25 protein-coding genes and 1 tRNA gene are annotated in these 19,857 nt (G+C 71.2%); 11 read left to right on the forward strand and 15 right to left on the reverse strand.

Annotation, left to right across the window (positions count from 1 at the left end):
* The first annotated feature begins 5 nt into the window (after window positions 1-5).
* Together KBY90_RS12835 and KBY90_RS12840 are read left to right on the forward strand one after the other, a co-directional pair.
* Window positions 6-335 carry a nucleoside triphosphate pyrophosphohydrolase family protein gene (locus KBY90_RS12835; RefSeq protein WP_254969080.1) on the forward strand — a complete coding sequence of 110 codons (330 nt, stop codon included), beginning with the start codon at window positions 6-8 and terminating at the stop codon, window positions 333-335.
* A complete protein-coding gene (locus KBY90_RS12840) occupies window positions 332-838 on the forward strand; it encodes a hypothetical protein (protein ID WP_396122590.1) in 507 nt (168 codons plus the stop codon). Before KBY90_RS12835 ends, KBY90_RS12840 begins: the two co-directional genes overlap by 4 nt.
* Here KBY90_RS12840 and KBY90_RS12845 read toward each other — a convergent pair.
* The 3 genes from KBY90_RS12845 to ilvA all read right to left on the reverse strand — a co-directional run bounded on the left by KBY90_RS12845 (window position 832) and on the right by ilvA (window position 3,422).
* The gene (locus KBY90_RS12845; RefSeq protein WP_254969045.1) at window positions 832-1,119 is read right to left on the reverse strand and encodes a YggT family protein; all 288 of its coding nucleotides are present in this window, start codon (window positions 1,117-1,119) and stop codon (window positions 832-834) included. The two genes, KBY90_RS12840 and KBY90_RS12845, sit on opposite strands and share 7 nt — an antisense overlap.
* A gap of 44 nt (window positions 1,120-1,163) precedes the next feature.
* Window positions 1,164-1,733 (reverse strand): SMC-Scp complex subunit ScpB, encoded by a 570-nt coding sequence (scpB, locus tag KBY90_RS12850; protein WP_254969046.1) that lies wholly within the window; start codon window positions 1,731-1,733, stop codon window positions 1,164-1,166.
* A gap of 69 nt (window positions 1,734-1,802) precedes the next feature.
* Entirely contained in the window at window positions 1,803-3,422 is a 1,620-nt protein-coding gene (ilvA, locus tag KBY90_RS12855; RefSeq protein ID WP_254969047.1) for a threonine ammonia-lyase, biosynthetic, read from the reverse strand.
* Between the two features lie 72 nt (window positions 3,423-3,494).
* Here ilvA and dxs point away from each other — a divergent pair, with 72 nt between their 5' ends.
* A complete protein-coding gene (gene dxs, locus KBY90_RS12860) occupies window positions 3,495-5,417 on the forward strand; it encodes a 1-deoxy-D-xylulose-5-phosphate synthase (RefSeq protein WP_254969048.1) in 1,923 nt (640 codons plus the stop codon).
* A gap of 157 nt (window positions 5,418-5,574) precedes the next feature.
* On the opposite strand, the gene psaK is transcribed toward dxs, so the two are convergent.
* From psaK to KBY90_RS12875, 3 genes are all read right to left on the reverse strand, one after another.
* Entirely contained in the window at window positions 5,575-5,844 is a 270-nt protein-coding gene (gene psaK / locus KBY90_RS12865) for a photosystem I reaction center subunit PsaK (RefSeq protein ID WP_254969049.1), read from the reverse strand.
* Window positions 5,845-5,911: 67 nt separating this feature from the next.
* Window positions 5,912-6,268 carry a DUF3593 domain-containing protein gene (locus KBY90_RS12870; RefSeq protein ID WP_254969050.1) on the reverse strand — a complete coding sequence of 119 codons (357 nt, stop codon included), beginning with the start codon at window positions 6,266-6,268 and terminating at the stop codon, window positions 5,912-5,914.
* A complete protein-coding gene (locus tag KBY90_RS12875) occupies window positions 6,261-6,590 on the reverse strand; it encodes a DUF2499 domain-containing protein (protein ID WP_254969051.1) in 330 nt (109 codons plus the stop codon). The genes KBY90_RS12870 and KBY90_RS12875 overlap by 8 nt, the downstream gene beginning before the upstream one ends.
* A gap of 44 nt (window positions 6,591-6,634) precedes the next feature.
* Here KBY90_RS12875 and KBY90_RS12880 point away from each other — a divergent pair, with 44 nt between their 5' ends.
* From KBY90_RS12880 to KBY90_RS12890, 3 genes are read left to right on the forward strand one after another with little or no spacing between them, the layout of a single operon-like run.
* Window positions 6,635-7,630: an ATP-binding cassette domain-containing protein gene (locus KBY90_RS12880; RefSeq protein WP_254969052.1), complete on the forward strand. Its 996-nt coding sequence runs from the start codon at window positions 6,635-6,637 to the stop codon at window positions 7,628-7,630.
* Window positions 7,627-8,481, forward strand: coding sequence for an ABC-2 family transporter protein (locus tag KBY90_RS12885; RefSeq protein WP_254969053.1), 855 nt, complete (start codon window positions 7,627-7,629; stop codon window positions 8,479-8,481). Before KBY90_RS12880 ends, KBY90_RS12885 begins: the two co-directional genes overlap by 4 nt.
* A gap of 20 nt (window positions 8,482-8,501) precedes the next feature.
* The gene (locus KBY90_RS12890; protein ID WP_254969082.1) at window positions 8,502-9,290 is read left to right on the forward strand and encodes an ABC transporter permease; all 789 of its coding nucleotides are present in this window, start codon (window positions 8,502-8,504) and stop codon (window positions 9,288-9,290) included.
* On the opposite strand, the gene KBY90_RS12895 is transcribed toward KBY90_RS12890, so the two are convergent.
* Entirely contained in the window at window positions 9,269-9,862 is a 594-nt protein-coding gene (locus KBY90_RS12895; protein WP_254969054.1) for a hypothetical protein, read from the reverse strand. The two genes, KBY90_RS12890 and KBY90_RS12895, sit on opposite strands and share 22 nt — an antisense overlap.
* Window positions 9,863-9,924: 62 nt before the next feature.
* On the opposite strand from KBY90_RS12895, the gene KBY90_RS12900 reads away from it, so the two are divergent.
* Genes KBY90_RS12900 through KBY90_RS12915 form a run of 4 tightly spaced genes read left to right on the forward strand, consistent with a single transcriptional unit; the run spans window position 9,925 to window position 12,895 of the window.
* Window positions 9,925-10,224: a hypothetical protein gene (locus tag KBY90_RS12900; RefSeq protein WP_254969055.1), complete on the forward strand. Its 300-nt coding sequence runs from the start codon at window positions 9,925-9,927 to the stop codon at window positions 10,222-10,224.
* Between the two features lie 54 nt (window positions 10,225-10,278).
* Complete coding sequence (locus KBY90_RS12905; protein WP_254969056.1) at window positions 10,279-10,752, forward strand: DUF1499 domain-containing protein; 474 nt, start codon at window positions 10,279-10,281, stop codon at window positions 10,750-10,752.
* Between the two features lie 5 nt (window positions 10,753-10,757).
* Window positions 10,758-11,864, forward strand: a complete 1,107-nt coding sequence (gene csaB / locus KBY90_RS12910; protein ID WP_254969057.1) for a polysaccharide pyruvyl transferase CsaB — start codon at window positions 10,758-10,760, stop codon at window positions 11,862-11,864.
* 5 nt (window positions 11,865-11,869) lie between these two features.
* A complete protein-coding gene (locus KBY90_RS12915) occupies window positions 11,870-12,895 on the forward strand; it encodes a zinc-binding alcohol dehydrogenase family protein (RefSeq protein WP_254969058.1) in 1,026 nt (341 codons plus the stop codon).
* Here KBY90_RS12915 and KBY90_RS12920 read toward each other — a convergent pair.
* The 7 genes from KBY90_RS12920 to KBY90_RS12950 all read right to left on the reverse strand — a co-directional run bounded on the left by KBY90_RS12920 (window position 12,890) and on the right by KBY90_RS12950 (window position 18,775).
* Window positions 12,890-13,483, reverse strand: a complete 594-nt coding sequence (locus KBY90_RS12920; RefSeq protein ID WP_254969059.1) for a peroxiredoxin — start codon at window positions 13,481-13,483, stop codon at window positions 12,890-12,892. The two genes, KBY90_RS12915 and KBY90_RS12920, sit on opposite strands and share 6 nt — an antisense overlap.
* A 31-nt stretch (window positions 13,484-13,514) precedes the next feature.
* Window positions 13,515-13,751, reverse strand: a complete 237-nt coding sequence (gene rpmB, locus KBY90_RS12925; protein WP_254969060.1) for a 50S ribosomal protein L28 — start codon at window positions 13,749-13,751, stop codon at window positions 13,515-13,517.
* Between the two features lie 104 nt (window positions 13,752-13,855).
* On the reverse strand, window positions 13,856-15,826 hold the full coding sequence (gene htpG, locus KBY90_RS12930; protein WP_254969061.1) for a molecular chaperone HtpG: 1,971 nt from the start codon (window positions 15,824-15,826) through the stop codon (window positions 13,856-13,858).
* A 106-nt stretch (window positions 15,827-15,932) separates the two neighbouring features.
* Window positions 15,933-16,157 (reverse strand): ferredoxin family protein, encoded by a 225-nt coding sequence (locus KBY90_RS12935; protein ID WP_254969062.1) that lies wholly within the window; start codon window positions 16,155-16,157, stop codon window positions 15,933-15,935.
* Window positions 16,158-16,182: 25 nt separating this feature from the next.
* On the reverse strand, window positions 16,183-17,361 hold the full coding sequence (locus KBY90_RS12940) for an ATP phosphoribosyltransferase regulatory subunit (protein WP_254969063.1): 1,179 nt from the start codon (window positions 17,359-17,361) through the stop codon (window positions 16,183-16,185).
* Window positions 17,362-17,394: 33 nt separating this feature from the next.
* A complete protein-coding gene (locus KBY90_RS12945; RefSeq protein WP_254969084.1) occupies window positions 17,395-18,258 on the reverse strand; it encodes an inositol monophosphatase family protein in 864 nt (287 codons plus the stop codon).
* 151 nt (window positions 18,259-18,409) lie between these two features.
* A complete protein-coding gene (locus KBY90_RS12950; RefSeq protein WP_254969064.1) occupies window positions 18,410-18,775 on the reverse strand; it encodes a 2Fe-2S iron-sulfur cluster-binding protein in 366 nt (121 codons plus the stop codon).
* 64 nt (window positions 18,776-18,839) lie between these two features.
* Here KBY90_RS12950 and KBY90_RS12955 point away from each other — a divergent pair.
* A tRNA-Ser gene (locus KBY90_RS12955) sits at window positions 18,840-18,926 on the forward strand.
* Between the two features lie 93 nt (window positions 18,927-19,019).
* On the opposite strand, the gene pstB is transcribed toward KBY90_RS12955, so the two are convergent.
* A complete protein-coding gene (gene pstB / locus KBY90_RS12960) occupies window positions 19,020-19,832 on the reverse strand; it encodes a phosphate ABC transporter ATP-binding protein PstB (protein ID WP_254969065.1) in 813 nt (270 codons plus the stop codon).
* Between the last annotated feature and the right edge of the window lie 25 nt (window positions 19,833-19,857).

Raw genomic sequence — 19,857 nt, forward strand, 5'->3', positions numbered from 1 at the left:
CCTGCGTGGATCTGCTCACCTACCAGCGCCGGTCCCGCGCCACCGCCCGCTATCCGGATGCCGGCAGCAACCCCATCTACCCCACCCTGGGCCTCTGCGGCGAGGCGGGCGAGGTGGCCGACAAGGTGAAGAAGGTGATCCGCGACCGCGGCGGTGAGTTCTCCCCCGAGGTGAAGCACGCCCTGGAACTGGAGCTCGGCGACGTGCTCTGGTACGTGGCCCAGCTGGCCACCGAACTGGGCCTCGAGCTCGACCAGGTGGCCCGCGCCAACCTCGACAAGCTGGCCAGCCGGGCCGCCCGCGACGTGATCGGCGGCGAAGGAGACCACCGTTGAGCCGCCTTCCGCGCCGCCGCTTCCGGTTCCGCCCTCTGCCGGCGCTGCTGGCCCTGGCCCTGCTGCTGCCTGCCCTGCTGCTCGCGCCCGTGCCGGCCTGGGCGGCCGACCTGAGCGTCAGCGAGGTGACCCTGGAGCCCTGCCCTGCCGCCGACGTGGCGGCCCAGCCCGATCGCTCCCGCGCCAGCGGCGCCCGCTGCTACGCCCTGCGCGGGATGGTGGAGAACCCAGGTCGGCGCACCGTGTTCGACACCGATGTCTACGCCCGCATCCTCGATGCCAGCGGCGAGCCGGTGCTGCAGAACCGCAGCCGGGTGGGCACGATCGGTGATGTGGAGCCGGGGCGCTCGGGTTTCGCCCTGCGTCTGGCGGTGCCGGCCGGCACCCCCGGCCCGCTCAGTTTCCACAGCGTGCGGGCCAGGGGATTCAACGCCCCGGTGCGCACCCGGGCCGGCGAGGGTGAGGACCTGCTGCCCCTGGAGCAGGCCCTGGCGGCTCAGTAGAGCCCGGCCATCACGCTCATGCTGATGCTGCCGAGGATCTGCTGGCCGAAGCTGAGGGCCAGGAACGCCAGGATCGCCGACAGGTCGAGACCGCCGATCGGTGGGATCAGGCCCCGGAACACGTTCAGGTAGGGGTCGGTGATCGAGCTCACCGTGCTCAGCACCGGGTTGCTCCAGTCGAGGTTGGGAAACCAGGTGAGCAGCACCCGCACCAGCAGGATCAGCGAATAGATCTGCAGCGTGTTGCTGAACACGAGCAGCAGCTGGGAGAGAACTTCCATGGGGTGAGCGAGCGGGGGACGGGGGAACGGACCGTGGCGCGACTCTATGCAGCCCGGGCCGGCGGCACCTGCAGGGCCGGTTCGCCCGACTCCTCGCCGCCGATCGCGAAGGTGCGGTGGAACTTCTCGCTCAGGCTCAGCCAGTAGGAGCGGCCCTCGCTCTGGCGCCGGCGTTCGATGAAGTCCTGGGCCAGCAGTTCCTTGATGTGCTCGTAGGCGCCGGATCCCCGCAGGTCCACCAGTTCCGACTGCAGGATGCGTTTGCGCAGGGCGATCGTGGCCAGGGTGCGCAGGGTGGCGGTGGAGAGATCCACCGGCAGAAGGTTCTGCACCAGTCCGGCCAGACCGTCGCGCAGCTGCAGGCTGTAGCGATTGCCCTCCTGGCGCACCTCCAGGGCGGTGTCGCGATGGGCGTAGTCCGCCATCAGGGTGATCAGGCCCAGTTCCGCCTCGTCGCGGTCCACGCCCGCCAGCTCGGCCAGCTCCGCCAGGCTCAGCGGCCGTCCCTTGAGGTAGAGGATCGCCTCCAGCCGGGCCGGCAGCGAGAGAGCGCACACCGCCGCAGGGCTGCCGGCGTCCGTGGCGCCGGCCCTGGGATCGCTGTCGCTGCTCATCGGGATGGGCCACAGCCACGGGTGCACGCTACGCAGGCCGGCCGCGACGCTGCAACCCGCAGGGGCCGCTCAGCCCAGGAACAACCGGTAGGCGGGGTTGTCGCTCTCGTCCCAGTGCTGGTAGGCGAGGCCCTCCAGGAACGCCTGCCACTGCCCCCGCTCGCCGGGCGGCACCTGCACCCCCACCACGATCCGGCCCACGTCGGCGCCGTGGTTCCGGTAGTGGAAGATGCTGATGTTCCAGCTGGCCTGCAGGGCATTCACGAAGGCCATCAGGGCTCCGGGCTTCTCGGGAAACTCGAAGCGGTAGAGCAGCTCCTCGCCCTGCGCCAGCGCCGGCCCGGCGCTGGCCGGCAGGCGCCCGCCCACCATGTGGCGCAGGTGCAGCTTGGCCAGCTCATTGCCGCTGAGATCGAGACAGGGGAAGCCGGCGACCTCCAGGGCGCGCATCAGCGCTTCGGTGTCGCTGCGGTCGCGGATCTGCACTCCCACGAAGATGTGCGCGAGCCTGGGGTCCGCCAGCCGGTAGCTGAACTCGGTGAGGCTGCGCTGGCCCAGCACGGCACAGAAGCGCCGCAGGCTGCCGGGCTGCTCGGGAATCTCCACCGCCAGCATCGCCTCGCGCTCCTCGCCCAGCTCGGCCCGCTCGGCCACGAAGCGCAGGCGGTCGAAGTTCATGTTGGCGCCGCAGGCCACCGCCACCAGGCAGCGCCCGCGCAGCTGTCGCTCGGCCACGTCGGTCTTCATGCCAGCCACGGCCAGGGCGCCGGCGGGCTCCAGGATCGAGCGGGTGTCCTCGAACACGTCCTTGATCGCGGCGCAGATCTCGTCGGTGCTCACGGTCACCATCCGGTCCACGTGGCGGCGGGCCAGGGCGAAGGTGTGCTCGCCCACCTGGCGCACGGCCACGCCGTCGGCGAACAGCCCCACCTGCTCCAGCCGCACCCGCTCGCCGCAGGCCAGGGAGCGCGCCATGGCATCGGCGTCCACCGGCTCCACCCCCACGATCTGCACCTGGGGCCAGAGCGCCTTCACGTAGGCGGCGATGCCGGCGATCAGGCCGCCGCCGCCCACGGCCACGTAGATCGCGTCCGGCGGGGTGGAGCACTGGCGGAGGATCTCCAGGGCGATGGTCCCCTGGCCGGCGATCACGTCCGGGTCGTCGAAGGGGTGGATGAAGGTGAGCCCGCGCTCGGCCGCGACGCGGGTGGCCTCGGCGCAGGCGGCGTCGTAGTTGTCGCCGTGCAGCAGCACCTCGGCGCCCCGGGCGGCCACTGCCTTCACCTTCATCTCCGGCGTGGTGACCGGCATCACGATCACCGCCCGGCAGCCCAGGCGCTGGGCCCCCAGGGCCACGCCCTGGGCGTGGTTGCCGGCGCTGGCGGCGATCACGCCGCGCTCCAGCTCCGCCGGGCTGAGGCCGGCCATCTTGTTGTAGGCGCCGCGCAGCTTGAAGCTGAACACCGGCTGCAGGTCCTCGCGCTTGAGCAGCACCCGGTTGCCCAGCCGCGCCGAGAGGTTCGGCGCCGCGTCGAGGGGCGACTCGATCGCCACGTCGTAGACCCGGGCCCGCAGGATCCGCTGCAGATAGCCCTCGGTGGACGGGTCGGCGGGGGCGTCTGCAGCGGCGCTGGTGGCGGTGTCGGTGGCAGCGGCCGTGGCAGCGGCCGTGGCGAGGGTCTCACTCATGAGCCCAGTGTCGCAATCGGCACCGGCCCTCTGGAAGCAACCCCTAGATTGCACGTCACTAGACAGGTCGTGATGCATCTCAGCGAGCTGAGCCATCCCAACCAACTGCACGGCCTCAGCGTCAGCGAGCTCGAAGCGATCGCCCGCCAGATCCGCGACCGCCATCTGGAGGTGGTGAGCACCAGCGGTGGCCACCTGGGTCCGGGTCTGGGGGTGGTGGAACTCACCCTCGCCCTCTACCAGACCCTCGATCTGGACCACGACAAGGTGGTGTGGGACGTGGGCCACCAGGCCTATCCCCACAAGCTGGTCACCGGCCGCTACCACGACTTCCACACCCTGCGCCAGCAGGGCGGCGTGGCCGGCTACCTCAAGCGCAGCGAGAGCCGCTTCGACCACTTCGGCGCCGGCCACGCCAGCACCTCGATCTCCGCGGCCCTGGGCATGGCCCTGGCCCGCGACCGCCGCTGCGAGGACTTCAAGTGCGTGGCGGTGATCGGCGACGGCGCCCTCACCGGCGGCATGGCCCTCGAGGCGATCAACCATGCCGGCCACCTGCCCCACACCCGGCTGCTGGTGGTGCTGAACGACAACGACATGTCGATCAGCCCGCCGGTGGGCGCCCTCTCCACCCACCTCAACCGCATGCGGCACAGCAAGCCGCTGCAGTTCCTGCAGGACAACGCCGAGGAGGCGATCAAGCACCTGCCCTTCCTGCACGGTGAGCTGCCGCCGGAGCTCAAGAACCTCAAGGAGAGCCTCAAGCGTCTGTCGGTGCCCAAGCTCGGCGCCGTCTTCGAAGAGCTGGGCTTCACCTACATGGGCCCGGTGGACGGCCACGACATCGCCGCCATGGTGAAGCTGTTCCAGCAGGCCCATGCCCACGACGGGCCGGTGCTGGTGCACGTGGCCACCACCAAGGGCAAGGGCTACCCCTACGCCGAGGCCGACCAGGTGGGCTACCACGCCCAGAGCGCCTTCGATCTCTCCACCGGCAAGGCCTTCCCCTCCAGCAAGCCCAAGCCGCCCGGCTACAGCAAGGTGTTCGGCCAGACGCTGGTGAAGATCTGCGAGCAGGACCCCACCGTGGTGGGCATCACCGCCGCCATGGCCACCGGCACGGGTCTCGATCTGCTCGAGAAGGCCCTGCCCGGTCAGTACTTCGATGTGGGCATCGCCGAGCAGCACGCCGTGACCATGGCGGCCGGCATGGCCTGCGAGGGCCTGAAACCGGTGGTGGCGATCTACAGCACCTTCCTGCAGCGGGCCTACGACCAGCTGATCCACGACGTGGGCATCCAGAAGCTGCCGGTCACCTTCGTGATGGACCGGGCGGGAATCGTCGGTGCCGACGGTCCCACCCATCAGGGGCAGTACGACATCAGCTACCTGCGGGCCGTACCCAACTTCACGGTGATGGCCCCCAAGGACGAGGCCGAGCTGCAGCGCATGCTGTTGACGGCCATCCAGCACGACGGTCCCTGCGCTCTGCGGATTCCCAGGGGCGAGGGGGAGGGCGTGCCGCTGGCCGAGGAGGGCTTCGAGCCGCTGCAGATCGGCCGTGGCGAACTGCTCACCGACGGCGACGACCTGCTGATCGTGGCCTACGGCGCCATGGTTCATCCGGCCCTGGCCACCGCCGGTCTGCTGCAGGAACAGGGTCTGCGGGCGGCGGTGATCAACGCCCGCTTCCTGCGGCCGCTCGATGAGGCCCTGATCCTGCCCATGGCCCGCCGCATCGGCCGGGTGGTGACGATGGAAGAGGGCTCCCTGCCCGGCGGTTTCGGTGCCGCGGTGGTGGAGAGCCTCAACGATCACGGCGTGCTGGTGCCCGTGCTGCGCATCGGCATCCCCGACGTGCTGGTCGACCACGCCAGCCCGGCCCAGAGCAAGCAGGCCCTCGGTCTCACGCCGGCCCAGATGGCCGAGCGGATCGCCAGCCACTTCGGCGCGGTGCTGCGTTCACCCGCCGCGGCGCAGACGGTCGGCGTCTGAGCCTGGGCCCTGGGCGGCGCCACAGCAAAATCCACCGGATGGTCGCCATCCGGTGGGTTTCCCCTGCTTGTGGCTCCCGACCCGTTGCGTTTCGAGGGCTGGGTTTCAGGGCTGCAGCAGGGGGGCGCTGGGCACCATCCCCTGCTGCCCAGCGGCTTCAGACCACGCCGCGGGAGGCCAGGCCCAGGATCGCGCCGATGCCCAGGATGTGACCCAGGCTGAGGGTGCCGAGCATGGCGCCGTGGCTGAGCCCGCCGAACAGGGCGGAGTTGGGCAGCTGCAGGCCCACGTTGGGCTGCTTGATGGTGGCCTTGCCGATGGCGATGGCGATCACGTTGCAGACGATCATCACCAGGGCCACCTTCGGCGACCAGGTGATGGTGGCGGGAGCCATGGCCAGGGGCTGGACCAGAAGCGGAGCGAACATGGAGCACAAGCCGACGCCCCATCTTCCGGGGTGCGGCGGCCAGGAGCCCGAGCGGCGTAAGAGTTGTTCACCGGTCGTCCGGAGTGGCCCCGGCGCCAGCCCCGCCGCTCAGGGCCCGGCTGAAGCCCACCGCCACCAGCAGGTTGGCCAGGGTGAGGAAGGCCTCCGCGCCGCCGTGCAGGGCGTCCACGTCCGCCAGCTGCCTGCCGGTGGTCTGCAGGGCCACCACCGAGGCGGCGATGGTGACCGCCACGAACACCAGCGTGAACTGAAACCCTCGCCGGGCGAGGACGGGAAAGCCCTCGATGCGCCCCGCCAGCCGGAGGAAGGCGAGATAGGGCAGCAGCGACAGCACGAAGAACGGCGTGGGGTCGATCTGCCCCAGCCGTTCCAGCAGCGCCAGGCCGGCACCGCCGTCAGCCACCGGAACCCTCCTGCGCCTGCGGGAGTTCCGCCCGCTGCCGGCGCAGGATGTGCCAGGCCGCCAGAGCCAGGGCGCCATTGCCCGCGGTGGTGAGCGCCGCCTGCAGCACCACCAGCCCCCGCAGCTCGGCGGGGTTGTCGAACAGATGCCAGGTGCAGGCGCACATGGCGCTCACCAGGGCCGGCAGCATCGCCAGCGCCAGCCAGCGCCAGGCCCCCTCCTGCCGCACCCCGGCCAGGCGCTGCACGGCCACCATCGCCGCCACCCACTCCAGCACCGAGGTGATGTGGATCCACCAGGTGGGCAGCGAGAGGGCGTGCATCGAAGCCGCTGTCAGGCGCACAACTCTATGGATAGGGTGCGGCGATGGCGACCGTGATGGCCCGGGGGCTGCGCAAGACCTTCCGCGTGGCCGACAAGCAGCCCGGCCTGGCGGGCACCCTGCGCCACCTGGTGCACCGCCGCTGGCGGTCCGTGCAGGCGGTGCGGGAGGTGAGCTTCTCGATCGAGGCCGGAGAGGTGGTGGGATTCCTCGGTCCCAACGGTGCCGGCAAGACCACCACCCTCAAGCTGCTCAGCGGCCTGATCCATCCCAGCGGCGGCGAGCTGGCGGTGGCCGGCCACCGGCCCTTCCGGCGCGAGCGGGCCTTCCTCGAGTCGATCACGCTGGTGATGGGCCAGAAGCAGCAGCTGATCTGGGATCTGCCGCCCCTCGACTCGCTGCGGGTGAATGCCGCGGTGTACGGCATTCCCGAACGGGAGGCGCGCCGGCGCATCGCCGAACTGGCGGAGATGCTTGAACTCGGCGAGGAGCTCACCCGGCCGGTGCGCAAGCTCTCGCTGGGACAGCGCATGAAGGCCGAGCTGATGGCGGCGCTGCTGCACCGCCCACAGATGCTCTTCCTCGACGAGCCCACCCTGGGGCTCGACATCAACGCCCAGGCCCGGGTGCGCCAGTTCCTGGCGGACTACAACCGCCGCACCGGCGCCACCGTGCTGCTCACCAGCCACTACATGGCCGACATCACTGCCCTCTGTCCGCGGGTGCTGCTGATCCATGAGGGGCGGCTGTTCCACGACGGCGCCCTGGCGGAGCTCAGCGAGCGGCTCGCCCCCTGGCGCCAGGTGCGCCTGGAGCTGGCCCGCCCCCTCTCCGCCGCCCAGCTGGCGCCCTACGGCGAGATCGAGGCACTGGAGGGCTGTGAGGTGCGCCTGGCGATCCCCCGCGAGCGTCTCACCGCCACGATCACCCGCCTGCTGGCCCAGCTGCCGGTGCTGGATCTGGAGGTGAGCGATCCGCCCATCGAGGAGCTGATCGGGCGCCTGTTCCGCCAGGGGTCCCTGGAGCCGGCGCCGCGATGAGCTTCCTTCCCCCCCTGCGGGTGGCGCGCACGCTCTGGACGGTGCAGTTCGCCTACATGGCGGAGTACCGGGCCGAGATCGCCCTCTGGGCACTCTCGGGGGTGCTCCCCTTCATCATGTTCGGCCTCTGGAGTGCCGCCGCTGCGGACGGTTCCGCCGCCGCGCATGGGTCCGTCGCCGGCGGTGGCGGACCGCTGCTGGGCCTGAGCGCCGCCGAGTTCGCCCGCTATTTCGTGTGCGCCTTCGTCGCCCGCCAGTTCAGCGTCGTGTGGGTGGTGTGGCAGTTCGAGGAGGATGCCCTGGAGGGGCGCCTCTCCCCCTACCTGCTGCAACCCCTCCACCCCCTCTGGCGCTACGTGGCGGCCCATCTGGCGGAGCAGGCCACCCGTCTGCCCTTCGCGCTGGTGATCGCCTCGGGTTTCTTCCTGCTCCAGCCCCAGGCCTTCGCCTGGCCCGCTCCCGGCCGGCTGCTGCTGGGGGTGCTGAGCGTCGGACTCGCCTTCGCCATCCATTTCCTGCTTCAGAGCCTGATCGCCACGCTCTGCTTCTGGAGCGAGCGGGCCAGCGCCCTCGAGCGCCTCTTCTACGTGCCCTACGTGTTCCTCTCGGGCCTGGTGGCGCCGCTGCAGGCGTTCCCGCCGGAGCTGCAGCGCCTCAGCCTGCACACCCCCTTCCCCTACCTGATCGGCTTCCCGGCCCAGGTGCTGGCCGGCATGCCGATGGGCGGCGAGGCGCCGTTCTCCCTGGCGGGCGGGCTCGCGGCGATGGTGCTTTGGCTGCTGCTGCTGGTGCCGGCGCTGCTGCTGCTCTGGCGCGCCGGGGTGCGGCGCTACTCGGCGATGGGGGCCTGATGGCGATGCCCGTCGCGCCCGTGCTGCGCTACCTGCGCACCCTGCGGCGGTTCTGGGGCACCGCTCTGGCCACCCAGCTGGAATACCAGCTCAACGCCCTGATCGAGCTGCTGGCGATGGCGGGCAACCTGGCCGGCAGCCTGCTGCTGCTCTGGCTCTTCCACCGCCAGGGGGTGGCACTGGGGGGCTGGAGCTGGAACGCCGTGCTGGTGGTGCTGGGCGCCTACACCTTTCTCGATGGCCTCACCAGCACCCTGCTGCGACCCAACCTCAGCCGGATCGTGAACCACGTGCAGGAGGGCACGCTGGATTTCGTGCTGCTCAAGCCGATCGACAGTCAGTTCTGGCTGTCGCTGCGCACGATCAGCCCCGCCGGCCTGCCGGAGATGGGGCTGGGAGTGGTGCTGATGCTCTGGGCCGCCCGGCGGGAGCTGGGGGCCCTGCCGCCGGCGCCACTGCTGGCGGCGGCGGTGCTGCTGCTGGCCGCCGCCGTGATCCTCTACGCCCTGTGGTTCGTGCTGGCGGCCACCTCGATCTGGTTCGTGAAGACCTGGAATGCCACCGAGGTGCTGCGGGCGGCGCTGACGGCCGGACGCTATCCGGTGAGTGCCTACCCCGCCGGCCTGCGGCTGTTGTTCACCCTGGTGCTGCCGGTGGCCTTCCTCACCACCGTGCCCGCTGAGGCCCTGCTCGGGCGGCTCACGCCACTGACCGCCCTCACCAGCCTGCTGCTGGCCTGTGGGGCCCTGGTGATCAGCCGCGCCTTCTGGGCCTTCGCCCTGCGCTTCTACACGTCCGCCTCCAGCTGACCGTCCGGTGCCGCCAGGGAGCGCCGCGCCGCCAGCTCGAACAGCGGCGCCCCCGGGCTGCCCCGCTGCCGGTTCCAGGTGTAGAGGCCGAGCTCGCTGAGCACCGCAGCGCGGGCCGGCACAGCGGCGCTGGCCATCCAGCCTTCCATCGCCAGGCGCAGATCCGCAGCCCGACGCCGGCTGCTGCGGGCCAGGGTCACATGCGGCAGGGGGTCACGGCGCTCCGGTGCCAGGCCGGCCGCCCGGCGGGCCCGCGGGCCCCAGCGGCCGATCAGCCGCGCCGCCTGCTCGTGCCCCCGGGCCAGGGTGAGCCCATAGGCCGAGGGGGCCCAGCGCGGCCCGAAGGCTCTCCAGGCTCCGGCGGCGGCCTGCAGCGCCTCCCCCTTCAGGTTGCTCAGGGCCTGCCAGGCGGCTTCGGCCTGCTCGGGATCACAGCTGCCCAGGTAGGCCAGGGTGAGGTGCAGATCCCGAGCCTGAAAGGGGTGCACGCCCGCCGGCAGCGGCCGGGTGAGCCGGTGCCAGCCGGCCTGCGGCGGCACCACCAGGGCGATGAACCAGTTGGGGGCTGTCATGGCGAGGGGCCGCCCTGCTGCACCGACACGCTGGAATGGTGACCAGCCGAGCGCCTGCTGCCATGGCCTGTCCCCACTGTGGCAGCTGGTCTGTGAAGGCCGACCGCAGCCTGGCGGGGCGGCTGGTGTGCGGCCGCTGCGGCCGTCCCCTGGGCCCCGGCGCCGCCCGCCGCAGCCGCTCCGCGGGCGGATCCGGCCGACCGGGCCGCGGGCGGCGCCGGGTGCGCTGGCTGTGGCTGGGTGCTCTGCTGGCCGTGTCGGCGCTGCTGGCCCGGCTGGCGGAACCGCCCGCCGCCCCTCCCCGAGGGCCGTCTCCAGCGCCGCAGTGGCTGTCCGGGGCAGGATCCCAGCCCTGGCGCTGAGATCCCTTCACCCTCGCCTGCTCCTCCCCCGCAAACTCCACCGCCCCCGCCAGCATGTCCGGATCGCCGCCGCCACCTGCCCCCCGCTGGCCACTGCTGGCGCTTGCCCTGGCGCTGCTGCTGCTGGCCCCCGGCCCTGCCGGGGCTTCCCTGCTGCACCTGGAGGGTCCCCGGCCCGACGGCCTCGGTGTCCCGGACGGACGGCTGCCCCCCTGTGCCTCTTCCGCCCACTGCGCCCGGGCCGACTGGCCCCTGGCGGATCCGGCGGCCGCCCTGGCCGGTCTGGCGGTCACCCTCGCCCGGACGCCCGGCATCTCGGTGCTGGAGCAGCGGGCTGACTACCTGCACGCCACGGCCACCAGCCGGATCTTCGGCTTCGTGGACGACCTGGAGCTGCTGGCCGATCCGGCCCGTGGTCTGCTGCAGGCCCGCTCGGAGTCGCGGCTGGGGGATTCCGACCTGGGCGTGAACGCCCGCCGGCTGGCCAGGCTGCAGGCTCAGCTGCCCTCCGATCGAACCGGCGCCTGACCGTCATGGCACCTGCCAGCCCTCCCTGCCGCCCCCTGCTGGTGGGCTACTACGGCGAGCACAACCTCGGCGACGACGCCCTGCTGACGGTGCTGCTCACCCAGCTGCCCGGCCCCTGCACCCCCACCGTCACGGCCCGCGACCAGGAGGAGGTGCAGCGCCGCTTCGGTGTCGCCACGGTGGACCGGCGCCGGCTGCAGGCCGTGCTGGCGGCCCTGAGCCGCTGTGACGCGCTGGTGTTCGGCGGCGGCAGCCTTCTGCAGGACTCCACCAGCTTCGCCAGCCTCCTCTACTACGCAGCGCTGATCGGCGCCGCCCGCCTGCGGCACCGCCCGGTGCTGCTCTGGGCCCAGGGCCTGGGCCCCCTGCGGCGGCGCCGCAGCCGCCTGCTGGTGAGAGCGCTGCTGCGGCTGGCCAGCGGCTGCAGCTGGCGGGATGGCCAGTCCGCGGCGCTGGCGCGTCAGCTCGGCTGGCGGCCCGGAGCGCTCCAGCTGGCCGGCGCCTTCGCCAATGGCGGGATGGAGGCCGGTGTGGGCAGCGATCCGGTGTGGAGCCTGGAGGCACCGGGCTGGCACGGGCGGGGCGGTCCACTGGTGCTCTGCTTCAGGCCCACCCGCCAGCTGCAGGGCCCGGCCTGGCGTCCCTGGCTGCAGGCGCTGGAGCAGCTGGCGCCGGACCGGGAGATCCTCTGGCTGCCCTTCCACCGCCACCAGGACCGCGGCCTGCTCCAGCACCTGCTCGCAGAGGGACTGCTGGGCGAGGCCCTGGCCGCCCGCAGCCGGGAACTGGCGCCGCAACGGCCCGAGGACGTGCTGGCGGTGTGCGCGGGCAGCGGGCTGGTGCTGGCCATGCGCCTGCACGGTCTGATCCTGGCGGCGGTGAGCGGAGCGCCCGTCGCCGCCCTCAGCTACGACCCCAAGGTGGCCGCCGCCGCCCGCGCCCTCGGCTGCCCCCTGGCGGAACTGGATGCCCCGCCGCCGCCGGCCGTGCTGCTGAGCCAGTGGCAGGCCTGCCTCGATCAGCCGCCGGCCGCGCAGCGCCTGGCCGAGCTGCGCGACGCCGCTGCGGTGCACCGCCAGCTGCTGGCCGCCACCTTCACCCCCGCTTCCTGATTGCCATGCGCGCCGTCGGTTACCGGCACCCCGCCGCCCTCGAGGAGCCTGGCTATCTCGAGGACCTGGAGCTGCCCGATCCCCAGCCCGGCCCCCACGATCTGCTGGTGGCGGTGGAGGCGGTGGGTGTGAATCCGGTGGATCTCAAGGTGCGGGCCCGTGAGCTGCCCCCGCCGGGCCAGTGGCGCCAGCTGGGCTGGGACGCCACCGGCACGGTGGTGGCCTGCGGCGCCGGGGTGGAAGGATTCAGCCCGGGCGAGCGGGTCTGGTACGCCGGTGCGCTGCAGCGGCCGGGCTGCCATGCCCAGCTGCACGCCGTCGATCACCGCCTGGCCTCCCGGGCGCCGGCCAGCCTCTCCCCAGCCCAGGCGGCGGCGATGCCGCTCACGGCGATCACGGCCTGGGAGCTGCTGTTCGAGCGACTGGCCATTCCCCAGCACCCGAGCGCCTGCCGGGGGGAGGTGCTGCTGGTGAGCGGTGCCGCCGGCGGCGTGGGTTCGCTGCTGCTGCAGCTGGCCCGCCGGCTCACGGGCCTCACCCTGGTGGGCACGGCCTCACGGCCTGAAAGCCGAGCCTGGGCACTGAGCTGCGGTGCCCACCACGTGCTCGATCACCGCCAGCAGCTCCGGCCCCAGCTCGAGGCCCTGGGGATCGCCGCCGTGCAGCACGTGGCCAGCCTCACCCACACCGGCGAGCACTACGCGGCCCTGGTGGATCTGCTCGCTCCCCAGGGCCGCTTCGCCCTGATCGACGATCCCGATCCGGCCGACCTCAACGTGCTGGCCCTCAAGCGCAAGAGCCTCTCGCTGCACTGGGAACTGATGTTCACCCGCTCCCTCTACGAGACAGCCGACATGGCCCGGCAGGGTGCCCTGCTGGCCCAGGTGGCCGAGCTTGTGGAGCAGGGCGTGCTGACCAGCACGCTGACCGTGCAAGGGGGACCGATCTGCTCAGCCCGGCTCATCGAGGCCCACAGGCGGCAGGCCACGGGGCGCTGCGTCGGCAAGCAGGTGCTGGTTGGCTGGTCATGAGGCCTGCAGACGCACCAGCTCCGCCAGCACCTCGCCGCTGTGGCCCGTGGGTCGCACGGCCACCCAGCGGGCGCGCAGCATCCCCTCGGGATCGATCAGGAAGGTGTGACGCTGGGAGAACGGTGCGATCCAGGAGCCGTAGCGCCTGCTCACCTGGCCGCCGGGATCACTGAGCAGCGGGAAGGCCAGCCCCTCCTCGCTGCAGAAGGAGGCGTGGGAATCGGGGTCGTCGGCGCTGACGCCCACCACCTCGGCACCGGAGCGATGGAAGGCCTCCAGATCCTTCTGGAAGCCGCGGGCCTCCAGGGTGCACCCCCCGGTGAAGTCGCGGGGATAGAAATACAGCACCAGCCAGCGGCCGGCGAAATCCTCCAGTGCCAGCTCCGTCGCCACCGCGGCAGCGGCCTGGCCGCCCCGGGCTGCGGGGGCGGCCGGAGCCACGCCGGCAAGTCGGAAGTCCGGAGCGGGACCATCGAGCGTCGGCAGTTCACCGCCGAGCGCGTCGGCTCGCCCCGGACGCAGCAGGGATGCCGTGGCGGTGGCCAGGGCAGCTGTGAGGGCGCTGCGCAGAAAACGGCGGCGCTGCATCGGAACCGGACACGGGTCCGGCTGTGATAGCTCAGAGGCGGCCCAGGTTGATGCCCAGCTCACGGGCATAGGCGCCCAGGCCCTTCTTCTGGATGGTCTTGAGGGCGCGGGTGGAGACGCGCAGCTTCACGAAGCGGTTGCCCTCGGCCCACCACAGCCGCCGCTCCTGCAGGTTCACCTGCTGCAGCTTCTTGGTGCGCACGTGGGAGTGCGACACGGCCATGCCGTTGTTGGCGCGCTTGCCGGTGAGCTGGCAGACCCGGGACATGACCTTCAACCTGATGATGACGACGCTGCGGCGGTGGAAGCACCGGCGCAGGGGGCGATCCTACCAACCGGCCACTGCCGCCAACCCTCGGCTCAGGAGTTCCCTCAGAGCCCCCGCTCCATCAGCCGGCCCATCAGCCCGGCGCTGCGCTGCTGGAAGCCGGCCAGCTGGTTGGGCTCCAGGCCGCCGACGGCCAGCCGTGCCAGGTCGTAGACGTGGCGGGCCAGGTCATCCGATAGCTGCTGGCTGGGTGAGCCTGCGGCGCCGGCCCCGGGGGTGGTGATGACGGCACCGGCCGAGAGCTTCAGCAGTCCTGCCACCAGGGGATGGCGGCGGTTCACCAGCAGCACGTGATGGTCGGGCAGACCCGGCAGCCGCTGCTCCATCAGGGCGCCCATGTCGTTGATGCGGCGCATCTGCTCCGGCAGCAGGATCAGCGCGGCCGGCGCCTCGTCACCCTTGAGGGCCTGCACCTGGATCGTCACCTTGTCGTTCGCCAGGGCGGCCTTGAACAGGTCCCGCAGCTTCTCGGAGCTGTCCTTGCCCTCGGCATCGGCCAGTTCGCTCTCCTGCTCCCGGAGGGAGTCGTCGAGCTCGGCGTCCACCCGCTGGAACTTGAGCTCCTCGTGGCGGTACTCCAGCCAGGGGATGAACTGGGTGTCGATGAAGGTGTCGGCCAGCAGCACTTCGGCACCCTGACTCTTCCACAACGCCAGGGCACCCGCCTGACCGGCTTCGTCGGTGCAGTAGAGGATGCGCTTGTCGTTGTCGGCACTGAGCCGGGAGCGGTAACCGGCCAGGGTCGTGAAGGCCCTGCCGTCGGCGCCGGGGATCGGGTCCATGGCCTGGGTCTGATCCGGTGACGCGTCGGTGGCGGCCGGCTGCTCCTGCGCTGGCGCTGGCTGCTCCTGCGCTGGCGCAGTGGTCCCGAACAGCACCAGGTCGGCCACCTGCTCGGCGAACTTCTCGTCCTCCATCGCTCCGATCTTGATGAACGGCGCCAGGGATTCCCAGATCTCGGCATAGCGCTTCGGCTCGTCGCGGTGCAGCTGCTTGAGCCGGTCGGCCACCTTCTTGGCCACGAAACCGCCGATCGAGCGCACCCGCCGGTCGGTCTGCAGCGCCGAGCGGCTCACGTTCAGGGGGATGTCGGGCGAATCGATCACGCCCCGCAGGGGCAGCAGGTAGCGCGGCACCACCTCCTTGATGGAGTCGCTCACGAACACGTTGTTGCAGTAGAGCCTGATCTCACCCTTCTCCCAGTCGGCCCGGCCCGTAGATTTGGGGAAATACAGAATCCCCTGCAGGTTGTAGGGATAGTCGGTGCTCAGGTGTACCCAGAGCAGCGGATCGCCCTGGAAGGGATAGAGATAGCGGTAGAGCTCGATATAGTCGTTCTCGCTCAGCTCCCGCGGGCTGGCGCGCCAGGGGGCTTCCCGCTTGTTCACGGTTTCGCCTTCCAGCTGCACCGCCACCGGCAGGAAGTCGCAGTAGGTGGTCACCAATGTGCGGATGCGGGACGGCTCGAGGTACTCGAGCTCCTCCTCCATCAGGTGCAGGATCACATCGGTGCCGGGCTCGCTTCGCTCGCTGCCCTCGAGGCTGAAGCTGGGCGAACCGTCGCAGCTCCAGCGCACCGCCTCGCTGCCCTCGCGGGCCGAGAGGGTGACCAGCTCCACCTGGGATGCCACCATGAAACTGGAGTAGAATCCCAGGCCGAAGTGGCCGATGATGGCGTCGCTTTCGCTCTTGTATTTCTCCAGGAAGTCCTCAGCGCTGGAGAAGGCCACCTGGTTGATGTAGCGCTTCACCTCATCGGCGCTCATGCCGATGCCGTTGTCGGAGATGGTGAGGGTCTTCTTCTCCCGGTCGATGCGGATCTGGATGGATCCTTCCGGGCCCTCGCTGCAGTCGCCCGCCATGGCCGCCATGCGGCGCTTGCTGATGGCATCCACCCCGTTGCTCACCAGCTCCCGCAGGAACACCTCATGGCCGCTGTAGACGGCCTTCTTGATGATCGGGAAGATGTTCTCGGTGTGGATCTGAATCTGGCCCTTCTCTTCCAGCACCGCCATGGCGTCAACGAAAACGATCGTGAGCGCACCGTAGGGGTGCCCACCCTCAGGACTCAATCGCTGGCAGGGAGGGGTGACCGAACCGCCGGGCGGTCCGCGGCTCGCCTCAGCCGCCCCGCTGCAGTTCCGGCTTCTCCTCGGGGAGGATGGCGCCCTCCACCGGGCACACCTGCAGGCAGATGCCGCAGTCGATGCAGGTGTCGAAATCGATCCAGTAGAAGGCCGTGCCCTTGCTGTTGGCACCCTCGCCGGGGTGGATGCAGGCCACCGGGCAGGCATCCACGCAGTCGGCCACGCCCTCGCAGACGTTGGTGACGATCGTGTGGGCCATGGTCGTGCCGGGAGCGGGTCCGATCCTAGGCAGCGATCCAGGTGGCCCTGCAGCAGCCCCGTTCGGCGGCCGCCCGCTCGGCCTCGCTCCGGCTGGCTACGGGGTGGCCGAGCAGTTCGGCACACTGCCCCTGGGCATGCAGCGTTTCCAGGGCATCGAGGGCCCCCGCCAGCGCCGCCTGGCCGCCGTAGCTCACCAGCACCGGCGCCGTGGCCTGCGCCGATTCAGGCGGCAGACCCACCAGCTCCCGCACGGCCTCCACGTCGAAGCCGAAGCCGACCCCCGCGGCCTCGGCCGGGTCGGCGCCGAAGCGCCCCACAAGCGCGTCATAGCGGCCGCCGCTGGCGATTTCCACCGGCCCGTGTTCCCCCTGGCACACCAGCTTCAGCACCAGCCCGTCGTAGAGGGCGAAATGGGGCTGGAACGTGGGATCGAGGCGCAGCGCCACCTGGCGCCGCGCCGCCGCCGGCGCCACCGCCTCCAGGGTGGCGGCCAGCTCGCCCAGCAGCGGCACCGGTCCCAGCCACTGCTCGAGGCCGTAGAGCACCTGGGGCGGTTCGCCGCGCAGGCGCATCACGGCACTCAGGCGCTGCCGCTGGGGATCGGAGAGGGGCAGCCGGTCAAGGGCCAGGGGGTCGAAGCCGGTGAGCGCGGCCCGGGCCGCCTGCCGCTGCTCCTCCGGCACCTGGGCCAGCAGGGCCGTGAGCAGGCCGTGGTGCCCCACCAGCAGCCGGGGGCGGTGCTGGGGACCCAGGCCGAGCCGGGCGGCGGCAGCCAGGAGCAGCCGCATCAGTTCCACATCCGCCGCCGCCGACGGCTCACCGAGCAGTTCCACGCCGCTCTGCAGCTGCTCGAGGATGCGCTGGTGGCCGCTGTCGCCGGTGCTGCTGCGGTAGGTGGTGCCCTCGGACCACAGGCGCAGGGGCCGGGGGCGGGCCGCCAGCCGCGTGCAGGCCGCCCGGGCGATCGAGGCGGTGAGTTCCGGGCGCAGCCCCAGCGGATCGTCGGCCGCCAGGCGCACCACTTCCCGGCCATCGATGGCGCCGCCGGCCTGGAGCGTGTCCAGACGCTCGAAGCTGGGCGGGGCTACGGCCTGATAGCCCCAGAGGCGGTACACCTCGGCGAGAGTGGCGCAGATCGCCCGGTTCTGTTCCACCTCAAGGGGATTGAGGTCCCGGGCGCCGGCGGCGGGTTGCAGGGCCATGGCAGCGGACCGGACGGGTGCGACGGGGGGATCCTATGGAGCAGGCACCACAGCGCCTTCGCCCGCCGCGCCATCCAGTTCCGGGGCACCGAAGCTGGCGCCGCTCAGGGGGCTGCAGGCCCGCAGTCCGGCCACCAGCTGGGGGTGCAGCCGCGCACCGCAGGCCACCACCCGCCCCTCCCTGAGCTGCAGGGCGCCGCCGTCGTAGGCGGTGGCCACACCACCCGCCTGCTCCACCAGCACCACGCCGGCCGCCAGGTCCCAGGGGGCCAGCCCCCGCTCCCAGTAGCCGTCCAGCCGGCCGCTGGCCACGAAGGCCAGATCCACGGCTGCCGCGCCGCCCCGCCGCACGCCGTGGCTGCGGTGGGTGAAGTAGGCGAACTCGGAGTAGTTGTTGTCCAGGCGGGTGTGGCGGTCGTAGGCGAAGCCGGTCACCAGCAGGGCATCGGCCAGGCGCTCGCAGCCGCTCACCTGGATGCGGCGACCGTTGCACCAGGCGCCGAGGCCTGGCGCGGCCCAGTGCAGTTCGTCGAAGCTGGGCACCGCCAGTGCGCCCAGCAGGGGCACGCCGCGCCAGCAGAGGCCCACGGAGGTTCCGAAGAAGGGATAGCCGTGGGCGTAGTTGGTGGTGCCATCGAGGGGATCGACGCACCACTCCAGCTCGCCGGCGCGGGGCCTGCGCCCGCTCTCCTCGGAGAGCACGCCGATTTCGGGCGTCTCGGCCTCCAGCAGCGCCAGCACCGCCTTCTCCGCGGCCAGGTCGGCTTCGGTCACCAGATCGCCGCAGCGGCCTTTCTCGCGGATCTGCTCGAGGCGGCCGAAGTGCGCCCTGAGCTGCACCCCGCCGGCTTCCGCCGCCCGCCGGGCCACATCCACCAGCCGCTCGATCGCGCCCATGGCCAGGCCCGACTCGAGCAGGGCCCGGTCCGAGCCCCGCTCGACGTCGCAGGCTGCGACGGGGCTGAGGGCCGTTTCAGAGGTCGAGGTATCAGAGGTCGCGGTCACAGAGTTCACGATCTCAGAGGTCATCGTCTCCACGCTGTCACCATCACTCGTCGTCGAGGGGGAGGCCGGGACGGATGCGGCCCCGGCCGAAGTGTCTGCCGAACTGGAGTTCGTACACCTCGTCCTCATCCTGCGTCTCCACCTCCAGGGGGCCGGTCGCCCGGGCCACGCACAGCAGCCCGTAGCCACGGGCCCGCAACTCGCGCGAGAGGCCGAGGGCCTCGCGCTGATCGATCGTGCCGCTCAGCACCCGCACCGCGCAGGTGGTGCAGCAGCCGTTGCGACAGCTGAAGGGCAGGGGGTCACCCTGCTGCTCGAAGCTGCGCAGGATGTACTCGCCCTCGGGCACCTCATGCCGGATCACGCGACCGCTCTGGCGCCAGTGGACGGTGATCGGGAAGCTGCGCATGGGGCTGGGGAGGCTGGGGAGGGTGAGCTGCTACATTGCCACTTCGTTGCCCCATTTTGCCCCTGGAGAGGTGGCCGAGTGGTCGAAGGCGCAGCACTGGAAATGCTGTATAGGGGCAACTCTATCGAGGGTTCGAATCCCTCCCTCTCCGCTCAACATCAGCCAGCCGGCCCCCGGGCCGGCTGTTTTGTTGTCTGCGATTGTCCGACGCCCGGCGTTGCCCGGGTGCGCAATCAGCCGACCATCAGCCGAAACGACCCGTCACGTAATCCTGGGTGGCCTGCTGGCTGGGCGCGTTGAAGATGCGCTCGGTCTCGGCGAATTCCACCAGATAGCCCACCTTGCCGGTGCCACCCTCCACGGCCTCGGCGTTGTAGAAGGCGGTCATGTCCGCCACCCGCACCGCCTGCTGCATGTTGTGGGTCACGATGATGATGGTGTAGCTGCGCTTCAGCTCATGCATCGTTTCCTCGATCTTCAGGGTGGAGATCGGGTCCAGCGCTGAGCAGGGCTCATCCATCAGGATCACCTCCGGTTCGGTGGCGATGGCCCGGGCGATGCACAGGCGCTGCTGCTGGCCGCCGGAGAGCGCCAGGCCGCTCTCCTTGAGCTTGTCCTTGCACTCGTCCCAGACGGCCGCCTTGCGCAGGGAGCGTTCCACCAGCTCATCCATGTCGCCCTTGTAGCCATTGATGCGGGCGCCGAAGGCGATGTTCTCGTAGATGGTCTTGGGGAACGGGTTGGGCTTCTGGAACACCATGCCGATGCGGCGGCGCACCTCCACCGGATCCACGTTGGGGGCATAGATGTCGGTGCCGTCGAACACCACCCGGCCGCGCAGGCTGCAGCCAGGGATGAGATCGTTCATCCGGTTGAGGCCGCGCAGCACGGTTGATTTGCCGCATCCGGAAGGGCCGATGAAGGCCGTCACCTGGCCCTTGGGAATGTCCATGAAGACGTTCTTCACAGCTTCGAACTTGCCGTAGGAGATCGTCACGTCCTGAAGGGACATGCAGACGTCTTGGGCCGGCATCGGGGCAGGGTTGGTGAGGGTCATGGTGGGTGCAGGCGCTGAGCGCTGG

Origin of the sequence: Cyanobium sp. CH-040 (genome assembly GCF_024346135.1) — a bacterium.
Classification (GTDB): Bacteria; Cyanobacteriota; Cyanobacteriia; order PCC-6307; family Cyanobiaceae; genus NIES-981.